The organism is Desulfovibrio subterraneus, assembly GCF_013340285.1.
Taxonomy (GTDB): domain Bacteria; phylum Desulfobacterota; class Desulfovibrionia; order Desulfovibrionales; family Desulfovibrionaceae; genus Halodesulfovibrio; species Halodesulfovibrio subterraneus.
This window is the reverse complement of sequence record NZ_BLVO01000013.1, coordinates 213,727-232,444: the sequence shown is the minus strand read 5'-3', so window position 1 is coordinate 232,444 and position 18,718 is coordinate 213,727. Positions and strand designations below refer to the sequence as shown.

General features: G+C 53.1%; 13 protein-coding genes. 5 read left to right on the top strand and 8 right to left on the bottom strand.

All coding sequences use genetic code 11. From position 1 onward, the window contains the following. The first annotated feature begins 58 nt into the window (after positions 1–58). Entirely contained in the window at positions 59–1,309 is a 1,251-nt protein-coding gene (eno, locus tag HUV30_RS07900) for a phosphopyruvate hydratase (RefSeq protein WP_174404899.1), read from the top strand. Positions 1,310–1,549: 240 nt separating this feature from the next. Here eno and HUV30_RS07895 read toward each other — a convergent pair whose 3' ends face one another. Beyond that, positions 1,550–2,044: a PilZ domain-containing protein gene (locus HUV30_RS07895; RefSeq protein ID WP_174404898.1), complete on the bottom strand. Its 495-nt coding sequence runs from the start codon at positions 2,042–2,044 to the stop codon at positions 1,550–1,552. A gap of 148 nt (positions 2,045–2,192) precedes the next feature. Here HUV30_RS07895 and HUV30_RS07890 point away from each other — a divergent pair, with 148 nt between their 5' ends. The 3 genes from HUV30_RS07890 (at position 2,193) to HUV30_RS07880 (ending at position 5,557) form a co-directional block, all read left to right on the top strand. After that, a complete protein-coding gene (locus HUV30_RS07890; protein ID WP_174404897.1) occupies positions 2,193–3,854 on the top strand; it encodes a diguanylate cyclase domain-containing protein in 1,662 nt (553 codons plus the stop codon). A gap of 48 nt (positions 3,855–3,902) precedes the next feature. Then, positions 3,903–4,643: a diguanylate cyclase domain-containing protein gene (locus tag HUV30_RS07885; protein WP_174404896.1), complete on the top strand. Its 741-nt coding sequence runs from the start codon at positions 3,903–3,905 to the stop codon at positions 4,641–4,643. A gap of 149 nt (positions 4,644–4,792) precedes the next feature. Continuing rightward, on the top strand, positions 4,793–5,557 hold the full coding sequence (locus tag HUV30_RS07880) for a PEP-CTERM sorting domain-containing protein (protein ID WP_174404895.1): 765 nt from the start codon (positions 4,793–4,795) through the stop codon (positions 5,555–5,557). A gap of 132 nt (positions 5,558–5,689) precedes the next feature. On the opposite strand, the gene HUV30_RS07875 is transcribed toward HUV30_RS07880, so the two are convergent. The 4 genes from HUV30_RS07875 to HUV30_RS07865 form a co-directional block, all read right to left on the bottom strand. Further along, a complete protein-coding gene (locus HUV30_RS07875; RefSeq protein WP_243452114.1) occupies positions 5,690–7,684 on the bottom strand; it encodes a ThiF family adenylyltransferase in 1,995 nt (664 codons plus the stop codon). A gap of 73 nt (positions 7,685–7,757) precedes the next feature. Next, complete coding sequence (locus HUV30_RS18390) at positions 7,758–8,645, bottom strand: N-acyl amino acid synthase FeeM domain-containing protein (RefSeq protein ID WP_243452113.1); 888 nt, start codon at positions 8,643–8,645, stop codon at positions 7,758–7,760. A gap of 295 nt (positions 8,646–8,940) precedes the next feature. Further along, positions 8,941–10,212, bottom strand: coding sequence for a right-handed parallel beta-helix repeat-containing protein (locus HUV30_RS07870; protein ID WP_174404894.1), 1,272 nt, complete (start codon positions 10,210–10,212; stop codon positions 8,941–8,943). Between the two features lie 14 nt (positions 10,213–10,226). Continuing rightward, positions 10,227–11,744 carry an O-antigen ligase family protein gene (locus HUV30_RS07865; RefSeq protein WP_174404893.1) on the bottom strand — a complete coding sequence of 506 codons (1,518 nt, stop codon included), beginning with the start codon at positions 11,742–11,744 and terminating at the stop codon, positions 10,227–10,229. Between the two features lie 170 nt (positions 11,745–11,914). Here HUV30_RS07865 and HUV30_RS07860 point away from each other — a divergent pair, with 170 nt between their 5' ends. Beyond that, the gene (locus HUV30_RS07860) at positions 11,915–13,072 is read left to right on the top strand and encodes a glycosyltransferase family 4 protein (protein ID WP_174404892.1); all 1,158 of its coding nucleotides are present in this window, start codon (positions 11,915–11,917) and stop codon (positions 13,070–13,072) included. Positions 13,073–13,081: 9 nt separating this feature from the next. Here the strand turns inward: HUV30_RS07860 and HUV30_RS07855 are convergent, their stop codons facing one another. From HUV30_RS07855 to HUV30_RS07845, 3 genes are all read right to left on the bottom strand, one after another. Beyond that, on the bottom strand, positions 13,082–14,293 hold the full coding sequence (locus HUV30_RS07855; protein WP_174404891.1) for a glycosyltransferase family 4 protein: 1,212 nt from the start codon (positions 14,291–14,293) through the stop codon (positions 13,082–13,084). Between the two features lie 156 nt (positions 14,294–14,449). Then, positions 14,450–15,607 (bottom strand): glycosyltransferase family 4 protein, encoded by a 1,158-nt coding sequence (locus HUV30_RS07850; RefSeq protein WP_174404890.1) that lies wholly within the window; start codon positions 15,605–15,607, stop codon positions 14,450–14,452. Further along, a complete protein-coding gene (locus tag HUV30_RS07845) occupies positions 15,598–18,714 on the bottom strand; it encodes a glycosyltransferase (protein WP_174404889.1) in 3,117 nt (1,038 codons plus the stop codon). Before HUV30_RS07845 ends, HUV30_RS07850 begins: the two co-directional genes overlap by 10 nt. Between the last annotated feature and the right edge of the window lie 4 nt (positions 18,715–18,718).

Below are 18,718 nucleotides of genomic sequence, written 5' to 3'. Positions count from 1 at the left end.
AGGGGAGCAATCTCCACCTCCTCGGGAATCTTTCGTCATCACTACAGGAGATATTGCAATGAGCAGAATTAAAACTGTCTGGGCCCGCGAAATTCTTGACTCGCGCGGCAACCCCACGGTTGAAGTGGAAGTATGTCTAGAATCCGGCCACATGGGTACTGCAGGCGTGCCTTCCGGTGCATCCACCGGCACCCGTGAAGCTCTGGAACTGCGCGACGGCAACGCCGCCCGTTATAACGGCAAGGGCGTACAGACCGCAGTGGGCAACATCATGGGTCCCATTGCCGACACCATTGTCGGCATGAACTGCATCAATCAGGTTGCCATAGACAGCGCCATGATCGAACTGGACGGCACGGAAAACAAGAACAAGCTCGGCGCTAACGCCATGCTCGGTGTTTCCATGGCCTGCGCCCGCGCTGCGGCTTCCTCCCTCGGCCTGCCCCTCTACCGCTACCTTGGCGGCACCAACGGCAAGAAGATGCCCCGCGCCATGATGAACGTCATCAATGGCGGCGCGCACGCCCCCAACAATCTGGATATTCAGGAATTCATGATCCTGCCCATGCAGGCGGTCAGCTTTGCTGAAGCACTGCGTATGGGCACGGAAACCTTCCATGCCCTCAAGAAGATCCTCAACAAGGACGGCATGGTCACGTCCGTAGGCGATGAGGGCGGCTTTGCCCCCAACCTTAAGAACCACGCCGCCGCGTTCGAATACCTCATCCGCGCCATTGAAGCGGCAGGCTACGAGCCCGGCAAGGACATTTCCATTGCCATTGACGTGGCTGCCAGCGAGTTCCGCAAGAATGGCAAGTACGTGCTGGCCGGAGAAGGCAAGGAATTCTCCGCAGCCGAACTGACCGACTTCTACAAGGATCTCTGCGCCCGCTTCCCCCTCATTTCCATCGAAGACGGCCTTGCCGAAGACGACTGGGACGGCTTTGCCCACCTTACCCGCGAACTGGGCAAGGACATTCAGCTGGTCGGCGACGACCTTTTCGTCACCAACCCGAAGATTCTTGCAGAAGGCATCTCCAAGGGCATCTGCAACGCCATTCTGATCAAGCTGAACCAGATCGGCACGGTAACCGAAACGCTGGATACCATCGAGATGGCCAAGGAAGCAGCCTATAAGACCGTCATCTCGCACCGTTCCGGCGAAACCTCGGACCACTTCATCTCCGACCTCGCCGTTGCGGTTAACGCCGGACAGATCAAGACCGGCAGCCTGTGCCGCTCTGACCGGATATCCAAGTACAATCAACTTCTGCGCATTGAAGAAAGGCTCAGCCGGACTCATCTCTAGGCCCTTTCGCGCAAGGCTGTTCTCAGCATACCCCGTAAAATCCAGCCCCCCGGCCTCTGCGCGGCTCAGGGGGACTGGTAACAGAAAGGCCGCTGTCCTCTGAGGACAGCGGCCTTTCGCTGTGAAAATCATCGGTGGAGACCACATACGAAGTCCCTTGATGCTATTTAGTTGCATCTTGCGCAACATCCACAGATGTATCCTGCTTCATGCTCTTCGGGACACGGGGGTAACCACTCCTTATTGGAATATTGGAGACAGTGCTCCCACCTCATGGTGGGTTGCATTGCTGAATTCACCGGCCATAGCGACATTAGCGCCAAAAATTGTTCGGCAGACTTTACAAGAAAACGCGACTGTGGCTCCAGACTCTGGTACAGTAAAAACAAGTTCAAATCCCATTGCAGACCGCAACAGATCGCGTAACTGGATATCCATCTCGGAAAACACAACACATACACCGCTTTTAGAGATGTCCCTGATTGTTACGGGATGACTTTTCGACACATTGTCGGAATAATTTACAAGAGATACCGCTGGAATAGAGACAGGTTGTCTGAAATCCCTTCTTCTTTCCCGGCCCATACTCTCACTGCTGTCAGATTCCTTTAAATATCGTTTAATAACATTCCGCGCATATCCACCAGAGGATAAACCCTCTGTTTGGGCTAAAAATTGCAACACTCTATGTTCGTCCACTGACAAATCGAAACAAATTGTAACAGAGCCACTCATGTACAATATTCTCCGCAAGATAGGACGTGAGCGAAACCTAAACCAAGACATCGCAAACGATGTCGCCACGTGAGTACATTGCTAGTTGCTATTATTGTGCCAACTTCTGCCCTAACTTTTGGCAAGAGATAACAACCTGAGGCACGCCATGATAGGCCTGACAACTTTTAATAAACTGCGACTCTTTCCAATGCCGTTCGTACCGTACGATGCATCACCTCACGACATTGCCAAAGAACTAGTAGAAAACAACGCATCAACTATTCCTATAGAAACAAATAACGGCGACTTCACCACCGCTTCGGCACTGCAATGCCTTAAAATAATTTTAACCAACGACCAGAAGAATCAGCACCTTCACAAAGATAACATCATAACGGTATCCCACACAGACAACATACTCACGCACTTAACATGTTCAAACATACGAATGGGAACATTGTTCGTTGTTACAGATGAAAAAGCACCAATTGGATACACAAACACTACTGAAATAATATCACAGCTATTCTCAAACGAAAATTGCTATACAGAACGCCTGCTCTCACCGGAAAAATATGAGATAGTCAACAACTCTGATAGCATCTATACAGTCCACAAAACCCTCTTCACTGCGCACAGCCGCCTTGCCATAGTCGTTAATGAAAATGGCCATCCGGAAGGTATTATTACGGACAAGCTGGTCAGCTCCCTTATCGAACGCGGATGTGACATATGGAACACCAAAGCTTCTGAAGTAGCCCTTGGAACCTTGATCATTCCCAATGAAGACTGTCTGCACCTCTTTCTTTCCACCTTCCTGCTCAAATCCATAGATATCGCTGTAGTAGTTGATGATGAAGGCAAACCCGCGGGCACCATCTCCCGTGAGGATTTTCTCACCGGTCGCTGTGAATGCCCGATACGCCAGTCAACGGCACTGACACACTCTCCAGACTCTCATCAGGAAGGAAACACAAGCAGCGCAACCTTTCTTGAGAAGGTACTTACCCACACCTTCAAAACGGGCATCATCGGCACCGATGAACACCTTGGCATTATCTATTTCAACTCGGCGGCAGGAGAGTTTCTGGACAAACCGGAGATACTGCGGCTGGGAAATCCGATCTGGATCATCTCCGATGCTTGCAACATATCACGACATGAAATGCTCGAAGCCCTCAAAAATGCAAAAACTGGCGCAGAGCAGGTCATCAATTCATGGCTTAACATCAACGAGGAAAAGCATTTCGTACAATACCGAATCAGCATGGTACCCAGCAACGACGGTCTTGCAGGCTATGTCATATCCATACAGGACACGACATCGCAGAGACACGCGGAAGCCAACATCCGCAAGCTGGCCTATTATGACAAACTCACCCAGCTGCCCAACCGCCTGCTGTTTGAGGAGCGCATCCAGCAGGAAATCAAGCGCTGTAAGCGAACGAACGCACAGTTCACCTTCATGATTATGGACCTAGACGGATTCAAGCAAATTAATGACACGCTAGGCCACCATATTGGAGATCTGCTGTTAAGAGCAGTGGGCAACCGGCTGGAACGGACAGTGAGAGCCTCGGACACAGTTGCTAGATTCGGTGGAGATGAATTCATCTTCCTGCTGCCGGATATCGGCACCGCCGCTGCAGCTCAGACGTTCATAATCAAAATTCGGGAAATTACGGGAGAGCCCTATATCATTGATGAGCAGAAAACCTCCATTAATGGTTCGCTGGGCTATGCCATATATCCTGATGATGGAGACAGCTATGAAGATCTGTTAAAAAAGGCCGATGCACGCATGTATCACAACAAACGGGCATGCTAGCTGAAGGTGGTCACAGATACGCTTCTTCAAAAAACGGAGGCCGCACGCATGATCAAGACATTACTGAACACGCCACACTTCTCCCGCAATGCCAAGGTGCTGGGGGCCTCTCTGTTGTTGTTTCCTGCAGGCTGGCTTGCCATTCGTTATACCGTCGTGTCTGAGGCTGGAGCCTGCAATGTCACCCCCCTATTCCTCTATGCTGCTACCTACATCGGCATTTTTGTGTGCCTGTTCGTATATTCCCAACATAAACTTCAAGACATGATTCTTGTTGACCCGCTAACTAAGACCTACAATAACCGCTTCTTCTTCAAAGCGCTGGACGTTGAATTTGCCAAGAGCAAACGAAACGACCAACCTCTCTCAGTTGTCCACTTCACAATCCTGAACGCACGTTCTCTGGCCAAAGAATTGGGCAAAACGCCGGACTATATTCACAGAACATTCTCCGAAACTGTAGCGACAGCCATCCGCAACACGGATACTTTTTCACGTATAGACCAGAACAATTACACACTTCTGCTTGCAAACACAGACGAAACGGGCGCGCAAGTATTGGCAAGACGCTTGGAGGCTCAGGTAATGTCTGTATTCCGCAAGCTCAAGTCTACAATTCCGGATGCCATAGCCTTCGGCATGTGCAGTACCGCTTTTGAAAAATGCACATCTGCCATTGAAGTATTTGACAACGCTACCAAGGCGCTTGATGCAGCACGGGATTCCGAACGGAACCGCATCATGAGCTGCACAGACGGAGACTGCTATCGGAATGAAACTACCCACTGATACCTTTTCCGACAATGTCCACCAACTACCGTCGGACAGTTTTACATTTCCATAAATTAGCTCTCTTGCAGTGATGCGGGCTTCAGAGCGTTGGCATATATTGTGCTATAGTTCTGGATGCTCACTCAATTTGCTTCAGGAGACACACAATGAAACCCGCATACCTTCTTTACGCAGCAATCTGCATGCTGCTCTTCAGTTCGTCCGCCTTCGCAAGCATTGTCAATTTCGGAGATTCCGCTGAGGAATGGCCCGGATATAACAACGCCGCTGTCAAGGATGTGAATGGGATACCGGATATTCTTGGAGGCTCCGTATCCGGCCACCTGGGCCTGGACAGCCTGACCATCAACTATCAATCGGACTACACACTCCGGAATAACAAAGGCAGGCTCACCGACAACGGTCGTTTGTGGAGCAAGCTGGGGTTCGGCGATATCTTCATCAACGCCAACCCTGAAACGGACAACAATTGGGACTATGTTGTCAGGGCATCTTCCAACAGCATCTGGAACATCTATAAAGTAGATATCCCGCTCGACGGGATATATATCAAAAGTAACAATAGCCTCGGCACCCCCCGCAAGAATCATCCTATTGCAGCCAACTTCTGGTATTATGGCATTGACTCAGATGACATTATCGGCACAGCAACTTACAGCGGTTGGGAAATACCCGACGGTAACGGCTATCAGACTCCCGTGTCCTCAACGTGGGCTTTCTCGCTGTTTCCCGGTCTGTCATGGGGGTTTGATGAGCCAACATTTACTCTCGGCCTCGCCATAGCTCCATGTGCCAACGACGTTCTCTTTGAGGAAATCAACGTGCCAACCCCGGAACCGGCCACATGGCTCTTGTTCGGCATCGGCCTTTCAGGCTTGATGTATATGGCACGCAGAAAGAACAAAGCCTAACCAACTATTCTCCCCCTACGAAACATGAAGCCCGTTTCCTTTCGGAAACGGGCTTTTCTTGTCTACCACGCCTGCTGCCTTCACGCTGATAAGGCCAAAGCATAATATTGAATGCAAACGGCTAGGTCTCTTTTACGAAGCGGGTATAAAAGAATGCAGTTCTCTACGGTAGGTGCCGTACTTGAGCCTCGGCCCCATTCCGGCGCGAAACAACATAAGCGGTATACGCCCTTTGACCTCTGGGAACAACTCGCTGACAATACTCCAAGCCTCTCTCATAAAACCGTTATGCGTGTCAGAAAAGGCCTCTCCCCCTTCCAGCATTTCCCGCAGACGGAACAATGTAATAGCTGTCATGGGCTGGAACGCGAAGCCCATATGCTCCAGCATGATCCAGACACGCTCTACAGCCAGACCTCCATGCAGGACGGACTGCATATCAGCCTTTCCTACGGTCAGCAGGCCAGCACCGCCGGAACGCATCATTCCCAAGGCTGAATGCATGGGCATAAGCCTGCCCACACCTGTCAGGTTTGCCAACCTCATGGCCTTCCACGGACGTATAAGCTTCAGGAACTGCTCTCCGGCCACACCGGCACACAAATTCTTCAAGGGCAAACCGTCACCAGATACACTCTCACGCGGCGCATCAAACCGCACCATGGACATGAAGTATTCATGCAAATCCTGACGTTCCACCCGGATACGATCAGCAAGAAACAGGGCTCTGGCCAGTGATTTGCGTTCCGACTTGCCGGTTACCCAATGCAACTTCACATCTTCCAGACCGCTGTGACCGCTGGATACCATACGTGAAAGTCGTTCACACACTTCATGTGGTATAGGCTTGGCAGAGAACATATTGCGATTGGTGCACCGCCGCCATAGTGCAGCATGCAGCACTCCCTCACGCTCCAGCCCGTCGGGCACAAACTCCAGACGCGCCACGACAGGAGACACCGCCTGCTCCACAGGATCTGGCACCAGCGTGACACGTGGTCCAAGGCCAATAGCTGCAGCGGCAATCCGCATATTCTCCACGGCAGCACCGCAGGCCACCAAGGACGCTATCTGACGATAATTAAAAAATGAATGGTCGGCCTCCGACCGCAAAATCACATCGACTCCCCCATCAAAGGGTGAAAACCGCCACGGCTGAACATTATCTCCCGAAGGAGCCTGCATCCCTGCACGGATGACGTATTCAGTCGCCTCTACCAAAGCGGCCTCTCCACGACGGACAAGCTGGGGCTTAGAGGGGACAACAAGCCCTTCGCGCCCACCACCACCCAGGAACAGCTTCTTGGCAACCGCGATCTTAATTCTTTGCAATGGATTGCGGTTCCCCATAGGTAGCCGGCCTTTCCTGAACTTCCCTACATAAGGATCAAACTGAGTAAAGCAAGGCACGGCACGCACCCGCCCCTTGCCAAGCACTATGCGCACCACCTCTGTAGCGGTCATGGCAGCACAAAGTTGACAGGCAATGTGTAATGACGGCCCACGCTTTTCATGGATATCCACAAACCGTCTGTCCAGATAAGCCAGATGCGTAGCGCGCGGAGCCAGACCCATGGCAAAATGTAGATATCTGTGTTTTTCCGGCAACTCATCGTGTATATCAAAATACTCATCAAAGCCCATACCGTCAGGCATGAACACAAGTACAGCAGTACTGAACCCCAACGGACCGGCCGTGATTACGGGAATTCCCAGCTCATGCGCCCGCTTGAACAAACGCCTGCGAATCTCGAAGGCAAAGAAGTCAATGCCGTCCACTACGATATCAACACCTTGCAGGAAGGTATCTAGGTTAGCATCGGAAATGCCTTCAGGAAATGTCTTGAAGCATATGCACGGATTCACGGAACTGGCCAGTTCCACCATGACATCCAGTTTGGGCCTACCAAAGGAGTCCAGCGTTGCTCCGAACTGCCGGTTGACATTCGCCACTGCAAAAGAATCCATGTCCGCCACATTGAACGCACCGATACCCGTGCGGGCAAGCGTCATGAGATGCACGCCCCCTACTCCGCCCATCCCTGCGATAGCAACACGGGTATTATGCAGCTTCTGCTGTCCCGCATAATCAACCAGCCCCAGATTACGGCAAAAAGCCTCGTCCACGTAGCTGCCGTGGCAGTCCAGCCCAAGAGCCGCGAGCTTACTCTTTGCCCCCGCTCCCGCATCCGTTCCAGTATCAGGCATGGCCTCTCAACTCCCCTTCGCCAAAGAGCCCCCCGCAAAACAAGGCCTGATGGTAGGCCACCTCCAAATATTCCCGTTGCTTCGGATCAAGATTTTGCAATAGCTCTGGACGGGCCTTGAATAGTTCTCGTGCCAGCTGCATGTCGAGCAGTCTGTTTTTTTCTACGGAGTACTGCATCTCGGGCTCAATTATGTCGTTGTTTACCTTAACGAAAAAGCTGTAGAGATCTGTCTCAAAGTCCGTTTCTGAATATGCCCCTTCCAGACTTTTGCTGAACGAATCCATATTGGCCCGCAATGCAATGGCAGGTGCACCCACTGACTCGTAGTACTTCTCTTCACCAAATTCTTCGAAAAGCAAAATCTCCTTGTAAAATCTGACATGCTTGGGGTTCACCATAATTACTACGTCATTGACCTTGCAGAATATAGCATATCTATACAGAGCTTTTGCCAGATAGATCATCAGATTGGACCACCTGTTAACCCTTCGAGTGGCTAGGTTGGCAACTTCCGCCACCTTTCGCCCAGAATCACGCAATGCCTGAATTTCACTCTTATAGAGGCAATCCATAGGCAGTCCGAAAATCTTGGTGTCCTGCACCAGCGTGACTGTAGAGAGCACTTCGAGATATGATTTGAAGATAAAAGTCACACTTTTCGGCAGCATGCTATACGCGCTGTATAGCAACTTACTGTCATGGGGCTTGGCGTAGGTTTCTTTCAAATACTCTTCGTATATGATGCCGAACGCCTGTTTGTATTCATCCGGCTCTTCCGCAATCTTTATGGCCGGACGGTCAATATCCCCCAACTTGCATTGCAGCAGGGAAGATCGGCGGATGCGGATTGTACGGCGTCTGTCTTGCCCGGTAAGCATAAGCTACCTCACGTAAGTAAAAGGTGCACAGGGTTAGTCCCGAAGGTCCAACGGTATGTGCCAGCTATTTCCATGCCAGTAAGCCAGTTCCACACTCCGATGCACATGATTTTCACCGCAGGCGGCAAAAGGGCGCGGAAATGGCATAAAGAAAGGCGAAGAAAGTAACTTCTTCGCCTTATCGAAAGCCCTTTTCACCACATGAGACTGTCGGAATACAAGACATGTGTCGGATTAACTTACAGACTCCAGTGCGATGCGCTCTCCTTGCACTTGAAGCCGGATACACCCTCAGCTAATGACCGGGTTCAGCATACGCACCAATTACCCCGCCATCCTTTCTCATTGCTCCGACGCAATCCTCCCGAAGTTCCGGAAGCAAGGGAGCTCCGCTTGCACCGTCCGAACCGAACCGCAAACGCAAGTCTGCCTCGCCTGTCCCTGACGGAGCATGAACAAACTCAACGTTCGCATCAATCATTCCGTTCTTTTCTATACCGTATCCGCTGTAGAATGAATCCGGCTCCGAGGCATCTTGGCCATATACGTTCCAGTCAAATTCCGCCCCCTCAAGAAATGCCGGAGACTTCACGTCAAAGGCATGGGTGTTTGTTGCGAACACGTTCTGCTTTACCGACCAATCCACAAGGGGAGCAGTGACCACGAACACCTGCCCTTCTCTACCACGAGGCTCCTGATAGACGGTGTTTCCGTAAATGCGCACATCCCTTCCGCCCATAGTAAAAATGTGCCCTTTGTTGTTATAAAACAAATTATTATAGATTCGTATACCAGATGCTCCGTTCATCTGCGTGATACAGGCACCCCATTCACGGCTGTTATTGCGAAATACACACCGTTCTATCAGTACATTTCGAATATTTTTGCCGTTGATATGCACGCCATTGACGGCGGTATCCTCGAATAAGCAATTCCTGAAAGTTATTTCACTGCCTTCGCTGGTGAGATACACGCCATGCTCAAAGCGCGAACCACTGGCTACAAGTCCGTCAAATACCACATTGTACGATTTATTCAAAATAAACGCATAATTACTATAATCACGAACTGTCACATCCTTCACAACCACGTTGGAGCCCACAAGATTGATGCCTCCCCCGATGTTAGTAATGGTAAGATGTTCCAGCCGGAACCAGCTACCGAACAGTTTCAGGCCGCTATACTCATCCGGGCCAAATTCTTTTATATTAGTCGCCTTATCGAAGGTCCCTTTCAGAACAGCACCGTCCTCGCCTCTTAAAATGCAAGGGGCGTCCTTGGTTCCGGCAGGCTTCAAAGTATACACTTTATCCAGCCGGTGCTCTCCTGCCTTGAACAGCATAACGTCTCCCGCTTTCATAACCTTGGCTGCTTCGTCAATTGAGCAGTAGGCATCCTCAAGCCCTGCAGGCATGCTCGTACAATCCGGATAGATGGAAAGCATTCGCGCCACGGCGGTTTGTGTGCCAACACAGAGCAAGCTGACCAGAAGAGCGACCCCGGTTATGAACGACAGTCTCAACAAGTGATGAACTGCTCCACGAGTAAAACTTGAATGCCTATTCATTACGACTCCCAATATTACTTTCCCTTCTGATTGTTCTTCAGCACATAACGCGCACTCTTCCGCGCACGAGTAACGTAACGCGGCGGCCTATCCGCCACAGGTCCTCCCCCTTCTCCCTGCATTGCCCAACTTGCGGTCGGTTCAGACTCTATTGAGGCAGGTTCCGACAGTTCACAACCTACCGCTGCCGGTTTCTGCACAGAAGTCATCTTCGCAGCATGTTTTGTCAGTACCTGCGGGAGCATAGCCGCCATGATCACATACAAAAAAATTAACTCAGAGTTCTCACGGCTGATAAAACTCCCCCCCACAATAAATGCCACAATGCCAGCCCCAAAAGCGCGGGCAAGGAGAGCAAGCAGTTGATCATTTTGCTCCCGTGCCCTTTTCAGCGACTGAAGTAGTGAGATAAGGGCGGTGATTATCATACCTACGTATGCCGCCAAAGCCACTGCGCCCGCCTCTGCGGCAACCTGAAACCATGTGCTGTGTGCAACAGCCCCTTCCTCCAGCCCTTCCCGCAGCGCGAACTGCTCGACAAAATTACCCCAACCAATGCCCGTAATCGGGTTTTCACGCATGATTTGCAGGGCAACTCTCCAAAAATATACACGTTCTGCTCCAGTATACTTGTCGGATTGCTGCTCACCCTGCCAGACTTCGGATGCAGTTTCGCCAACGTCAAAAATGCTATTTATCTGATCCATGTAGCTTTCCGGCATATAGGCAATAACCACGAGCAAAATAACACCCATTCCGGCCACCGCCCTGAGTTTTTTGCTCTCGGTAATCATGAGCGCACCAAAAGCGGCCCCCGTGGCGAGGAACGCTCCGCGGGATGAGGTGATAGTCACAACCAGCAGGGCTGCCATGAGGGTACAACCCATGAATACTCTGAGCCACGTAGCCTTGATGCGGGGATGAAAGCAGGATGCATAGAACAGGGGCACAGACATGGCCACTGCCAGCGCCCAGTCGTTGGAATCGGACAACCACCCGCCGGTACCGCGCACGGCGTACCATCGGCCCATGGTCTGAGTTTCCACCAGATTTTTGAGCACACCAAACCAGAAACTACCGAGCACTCCCCAGAACAGGCAATCCAGATCATCCCGCGTTTCCACAGCCCACACAACCATGAAAAGCATGATGCCTATGTTGATAAACTCACCGAACCGACGCTCCGCAAGCGAAGGATCAATGGCAGAAATAGTGCAGAGAACGGAAAACAAGACGAAGGTCAAAGGGAGTAGTAGCGACTTGGGTAACGAAAAACTCAGGGAGCGGGCGTTAGCCATACAGGCCAGCAGACATATACCCGCAGAAATTTTAGCCATGGGGAGCATGGTGAAAAGCGGATAATGAAACTGCGGATTCATTATCGCAGTGCCATAGTACAATATCAGCGCTAATGCGGGGCGCTTGAAAGACATCACACCAATAGCTATATAGAAGACCATGAACAGCACGGTCATCACAATCGGGATATTGAAGGTGACGGAACCTATGGCATACAACAGCAACTTGATCATCACCACACTCCGGAAGACCTGCAAAAAGTTTCTTTTGCATTACACACAAACAGGTTATATACAAACAAAAATGCCAAAACTGACATGTCGGTTTTCTTTCCATAATCTAGGTCACATAAACTGCATAGCCCCCACACATTTCAGCCCTTCACAAACCCAAAGAGAATGCCATGACCACCCCACACCACAATGAACATGTCATGATCTATCATCACCGTACACAAGGGGTTGATGCTCAGGGCATTCACATCCATGAAATGAACAAGGCATTCAAAAAACTCGGCTATATAGTACACAAGGTCTCCATATATGACGACGAGGCAGTGGGAAGCGAATCCCGATCCGGCCTGCTCAGCCGTATTGTGGCGACCCTGCCCGGTCCCGTATATGAACTGCTGGAACTGGGTTACAATATTCCGGGTACCTTGCGTCTGTATCTGGCAGTTCGCAAGCTCCGCCCCCGTTTCATCTATGAACGCTATTCCCTGTACAACCTTGCGGGAGCCTTCGTCTCCCGCCTGACGGGAATCCCCCTCATTCTGGAAGTCAACTCCCCGCTTGCCTATGAAAAGGCCAAATACGGCACACTCTACTGCAAACGCCTTGCCCAGCGCTGCGAAACATTCGCGGTAAACAGTGCACATTCCACAATTGCCGTTTCGGAGGTACTGCGCGGCATGCTGGTTGCCGAAGGAGGCAATGCCGATAGAATTACCGTAATGCACAACGGCGTGAACCCCGAAGAATATCAAACCAACTCACACCCGACTGAATCTGTCACCCAAAACCGGATAACCCTCGGCTTTGTGGGGTGGTTCAGAGACTGGCACGGCCTGAGCGAAATGCTCATCACTCTTGATGAGCTGGGAGCCTTTCACGGCAACGTACACCTCCAGCTCATAGGCGACGGCCCCCTGCGTCCCCGCCTTGAAGCGCTCATTGCCGAGCGCGGCCTCTCGGAGCATGTAACCATAACAGGAGCACTCAGCAGATGCGACCTGCTCCGCACGCTGCCGGAACTGGACATCGCCCTGCAGCCTGCAGCAACATCCTATGCTTCCCCCATGAAGCTCTTTGAGTACATGGCCGCGGGAAAGGCCATAGTGGCACCGGCACAGGCCAACATCCGGGAAATTCTGCGTGACGGCGAAAACGGCCTGCTCTTTACGCCCGGAGATTGGCGGCACATGGTCAGCCGTGTCATGGAACTTATAGCCGAGCCTGCCAAGATACGCCGCATTGGCGATGCAGCCAGCAAGGACATTGAGCAAAACGACAGAACATGGCTTGGAAACGCTAAACGTGTTGTCGCACTGTTGAACAAGTAAGACCCCAGCCTATCTGTCCTTCTTGGCCTTGCCCGCTAGCACGCCCTCGTACACCTGCTCCACAAGTTCTACGTGACGCTGCATGGAGTAGTCTTCACAGGTTTTACGGCCTTGTGCCGCCAAAGCTGCACGCAGCTCGCCATCTTCCAACAACCGCATAACAGCCTGCGCCATTTCCTGTGCATCGGCAGGCGCAACCAGAAGTCCGTTCTCACCGTCTCTGACAACTTCCGCCGGTCCCCCGGCCCGTGTACAGACCACGGCTGTACCGGCCGCCATGCCTTCAAGCATGACCCTTCCGAATGGCTCAGGAATGACGGACGCATGCACCAACACACTACAGGCCGCTATCGCAGAGGCAACCTGTGTACAGTGTCCGGTAAAAATAATCCGGTCAGCCAATCCCAATGCCTGCGCTCTTTCCTTCAGACGCACAAGTGTTCCTCCGCTCTGTCCGCCGGAGGGTTCCCCGCCAACGATAACAGCCTTGGCATTGCTGTTCGCAAGAAACGAAGCGCAGGCGTCCAAAAACACGTCGTGCCCCTTCCAGCCAACAAGACACCCCACCATACCAACCAAAGGCACATCTCCGGAAATACCATGGGCCTGCCGGAAAGCGGCGGCATCTGCTCCAGCCATGAAGTGCTGCGCATCAATACCTTCAGGAACAACAACAACGCGTTCTTGCGGAACCCCTATCTTCCGCACGGTCCCTGCAATAAACTCCGATACCGGCATGAACATATCAACATAACCGGCCAGCCACGCAGACACACGCCCGGCATATTCCGGCCCTCTAGAGTGTACAACACAGGGTACCTGCGCTTTGCGGGCCCCCAGTACGGCAGCATCATTGATCAGCACGCCGTTATTGCAATGCACAAGGTGTATGCCGTTGCTGTGGATGTATTGTGCAATGCGTGAAGCAAAGAGCCGTCCCGTTGTAAGAAAGTCGTACACAAAGGCAGCATTACCCGCACGTCTTCCCAAAAACTTCTGCAAGGTCTGCTGAGCTGTGGAGTCTGCACCATATCGACGTTGGCGTGGTAATTCCGCAACGCTGCACACGGCCCCCCCTGCAACAATATTTTTTTGCGGATACGAGGTAAGAAGGTGCACCTCCCAACAATCAGCAGGCAGGGCTTCCACCAGCGTTGCAAGGCTGGTCAACGCCCCGCCGAAACCGGCACCGTTTTCCACCACGAGAATCCTGCCCTTCATCCTGTCTCCCTTTGGCATCGTAACTCCCGATGCAGGTCCGTAAACCGGCTTGATCCAATCCAACTCATCATGGACTTTCTGGTCTAGCTTGCCTGTCTGTTTCTGCCCCAATCCGACCGAGCCCGTGCCAAATCCATCAAGCAATCCCGGGCCATTTCATCCCTTTCGGGGTCCTCGCTTATCGACCATCTCCGCAAATACCGCTCTGTGCCGCTGAGCACACTCACCCCATGTAAAACGTCGGATATTCCGCCGTCCGGCATCCACCAATGCCGCTCTGATTTCCACACTCTCCAGAACACGCAAGAGAGCGTCTGCGATTTCATCCGCCTCGCGAGCATTTACCAACACAGCCGCGTCGCCTACCACCTCCGGTATGCTCGCCGCGTTGGAGGCAACAACCGGAGTGCCAGCAGCCATGGCTTCCAGCGGAGGAAGCCCGAAGCCTTCAAACAGCGAGGGATACAGGAACACCTCAGCCCCCTGATACAGAGCATCTCTCGTTGTCCTGTCCGTGAAAGGTAACAGTGTCACACGCTCCTGCAATCCCAAGGCCTCCACCAATCCGGAAAACTCGGGCAGCGCCCTGGGCTGCAGCCCCGCGATGATCAGTCCGATATCCGGATTCACTGCAGCCACAAGCCTGAAAGCATCCAAAACTCCCTGCGTGTTTTTCCATGGGCTTTCAGCACCAAAGGCAAGAATGTAACGAAGCGTAATGCCCAACTTCTCGCGGAGAAAAACGCGAGCCACTTCGGGACTATCGAAGCATAATTCCGCAAAGGTGGCACCGTTAGGCACAACGGTAATCTGTTCCGCCTTGTATCCGAAGACCTTAGCAATACGTCCCGCAGAAAAATTGCTGACGGTGATGACCCTGTCCGCATAACGCCTTGCCCAATATGGGAATACGACGCGTTGAACAAACCTTTCAAACAGGGATCGGGGCGACAGGCATTCCTGTACGATGGTGTCATGGATGGTACATACCTGTGCAAGGCCGCCAACGGGCAAAGATGTATTGGCCGGCGTCCACAGCAAATCATAGCCCCGGGTGTTCAGTGCAGCGGGCAGGCAGTACCAATCCCATACCCTGAAACGGCTCCCGCGGATGGAAGGCACCTGCACCACTCGCACATCCGCCGAAGAGCAGCAACGATCATCGGGAATTGGGTCTTCAGTGAAGAGCACAAACTCGTCACGCTGTGCACCTGCATGCACATCGGGCCAGGCCCGCAAAATCTCCATGAGATAGCTGGCAATACCCCGAACTTCGGGCAGGCTCAGCACTCTTGCATCCACGACTATGCGCACGGCTCGCCCCCGAAATAACTGCCCAGAATATGATGAAGTTCATCCGCTCTTGCCTCCCATGAATGCGCCATGACTGCCTGCCTGCGAATGCTGCGAGCCGCTCCATCCTCTGTCAGGGCAGCTGCGATGGCTCGCCTGAAGCTTTCCGCATCGGAGGCAATGTGCACGTATTCCCTGAGGGCGGGATGCATGGCCACAGCCGTGGATACCACTGGATTCCCCGTTGCCAGATAATCATAGAGCTTAATGGGATCGAGGGTGGCGGTCAGCGAGTCTACTACGTGGGGCAGGATACATACATCCGCCCGTGCCGTGGCGCTGGCTGCCTCGGCATACGGCATAGCACCGGTGAGAATGACATTGGGCAGCTCATGCAGGGGGGTCACAATAGCCGGATCACATACGACAGGGCCAATAAGACGGAAATCCCACTGGGGAGAGGCCTGCGCCAACTCCCTGAACAGGGCAACATCCAGCCGCTCGGTAATCTGGGAGAGATACACGATCTCAGGCCGCCCTTCCCTCGTCCCCCGCTCCACCGGAGCAAAGGTAGCCGTATCAGTACCGTTAGGCAGATAGTGCACCCACGGACAATGCTCTGAAGCACGACGGGCCAGTTCCTCCGAAACGGCAAAGATCACATCCGCTCGGCGCAGCAGGGCTTGCTGTCTGCTTGCCAGCTCTGTCCTGTACGCATCGGAAAAAGAATCCGGCAAGGCCGCGACCCAGTCGTCCGTCCAGTCGTAGACGACAAGGGACGCACCTGCGCCATAGGCTTCCACGGCTTCCAGTTGTGAGGGATGGTACACCCAGAGGATATACCCCTCTTTTGTAGCAGTGTTCTTCACCACCTTGCCGATCTGGCTCAGCCAGAAACGGGCATTGACCTCTGCAATCTTCGGGAATGTACGGGCAAAAGGTAAAGGCAGAAGCGGTGAGTGCACTGTAAGACCATCTCCCATGCTTGTGCCGAAAGGCCGCAACCCGCGTCTGAGTCGCCTGCTGTATTCGTCACTCCCCGTGAGCTCTCTTCCATGGGCAATAACATCCGTCATCCGCACGGCCGGCTCCACATAGGAGACCCGCTGTCCGTGCCGCTGCCAGAGAGAATGCATGAGTCGTTGCTTGCGCTTCCACAAACGGCTCCAGGGGTCCCAGCTGAGCGTGACAACGGGGGGAATTTTGCCGGTTTCCGCCCCGGAGCGCATTCTCAACCGCCAACCGTCGTGAATAGTTTTGGTCTTGCCCGCACGGGAAACAAGCTGTTCCGTTGCATACACCCGCATCACTCCACCTGCGGCCACAACCTGCTCCCGCATTTCAGGATATTCCCTATTACCGGAGAAGAAGGACAGACGGAACGTACTCCCGGCGCTGCCCGACCCGATAGCTTCCGGCAGACTGACATTAACACGACGCACCTGCACCGCACCATTGCCCTCCATGCCCCCAGAGATACCGGACTTGCCGAGCGTACCGGAAAGGGTGAACGTATCATCCGCTTCCAGATGATCTGCCCCCACGGTCAGGCGACGCTCCCACACTGCTCCATGCGCTTCCAACCTCAACAGCCAGCATTGTTCCGAGAGTTTGGAGAGACTGCCGTGCGCACCGGCAGGCGCATTCCACAAAATGTCAACTCCCTTTGAAACAGCCCCCTGATAACGGTCAGCAGAGGCTACTTTCAGAGTCCCCTCTTCCGTATAGGGGACAGTCCAGACAGGAGCCCATATGTTGGCGGTCTGCCCCTTGTGAAGACAACGTTCCCCGTATTTTCCTGCTGCCGGCCCCTGCGGATACCTGAACAGCACCTGTTCCCCCACCATCAGCAGATGCGGAGTAATCCCCGCCTCGGTGGCATAACCGGCTCCGGCATGTCCTCTGCTGAACAAGGCAAAATATGATCTGCCGCGAATAACCAGCAGGCCGGATTCCGGCAGATGCGTCACTCCGGTGGCGGGTTGTTCTGCCCGCTGTTCTGCCAAAAATCTCTCTCCGTCCGGCAACATGGCTGCCTTTTGCAGCCACAGAGCCGCAAACGCGTTGTACACCGAGCCATGGTGATAATCGTACCAACCGGCACGCTCAGCATCCGGCAACGTATGCAGCACAAGAGGCAAGCTACCGTCCCGCCGCACAAAACGCTCCATCCGGCTCAGTACCGATTCTGCAGCCCACAGGTATTCTCCGGCCTTGGCAGTATCCAGTTGCATGGCAGCTCTAAACAAATATACGGCACATGCGTACCCGAATATTTGACCCTGCCCACGGCCGAGGGCATTCATTTCGCCATCCGGACCGCATATGGCAAGCAGCCAGCGGGCTGCGGCAATCACAGCCTTGCGTACCCTTGCTTCCACAGCAGTGAAAGAGGCCTTTTCCAGCAATCCGGCCAAAGATACCGAACTAGATGTTGCCGCATCCACAGCACTCTCTCCAGCTTCCGGACGTGCGGGCGCTGGCTCCAGCAGCATATGCAGCAGACAGGCACTGTAGGCATGGTACTGGCTGGGCAAACTTTGTCCTTTCACGTCCTCTATGCCACCATCAGCCAACTGTGCGCTCAGTACAAATTCCAACCAATGCACGGCCTGCAAGGCATCTTCCTGCAAGCCCAAAAGGGCGTAGCGAAAAGCAGCGGCGAGGCTACGCATCGCAACCCAGTTGACCGCATGATGCGGATTCGTTCGCCATGTCATCATGGCAACGGTGTAACGGTCCCGTTCGTCTGCGCCCAGCTTCTCTCGCAGCAGGCCAAACGATGCGGCAAAGGCCAGATTATTGAAGTCCCAATGATAATCCCAACTGCGAGGCGCATATTCATCCGGTGCTGTGCGCACATGAAAATCCAGAGCCCGCTTTGCCGCCTGCACCCGCAGAAGACCGTCTGGCTGATTCCGCATCAGGAGCTGTACCCACGCAAAATGGCTGGCGGAATAATGTTCTCCGGCCACAACGCCTGACAGCGGATCACGGATACCACCGGTATCGTAACCGTCATCGGTAACCTGCAGCGAGGACAGCCACCCTGTTATGCCCTGTGCCAGACGGGTACACCGCATCTGCATTGCCTCGCCCCGGCGTTTTTCCGTCCGTTCTTCTTTCATGCGG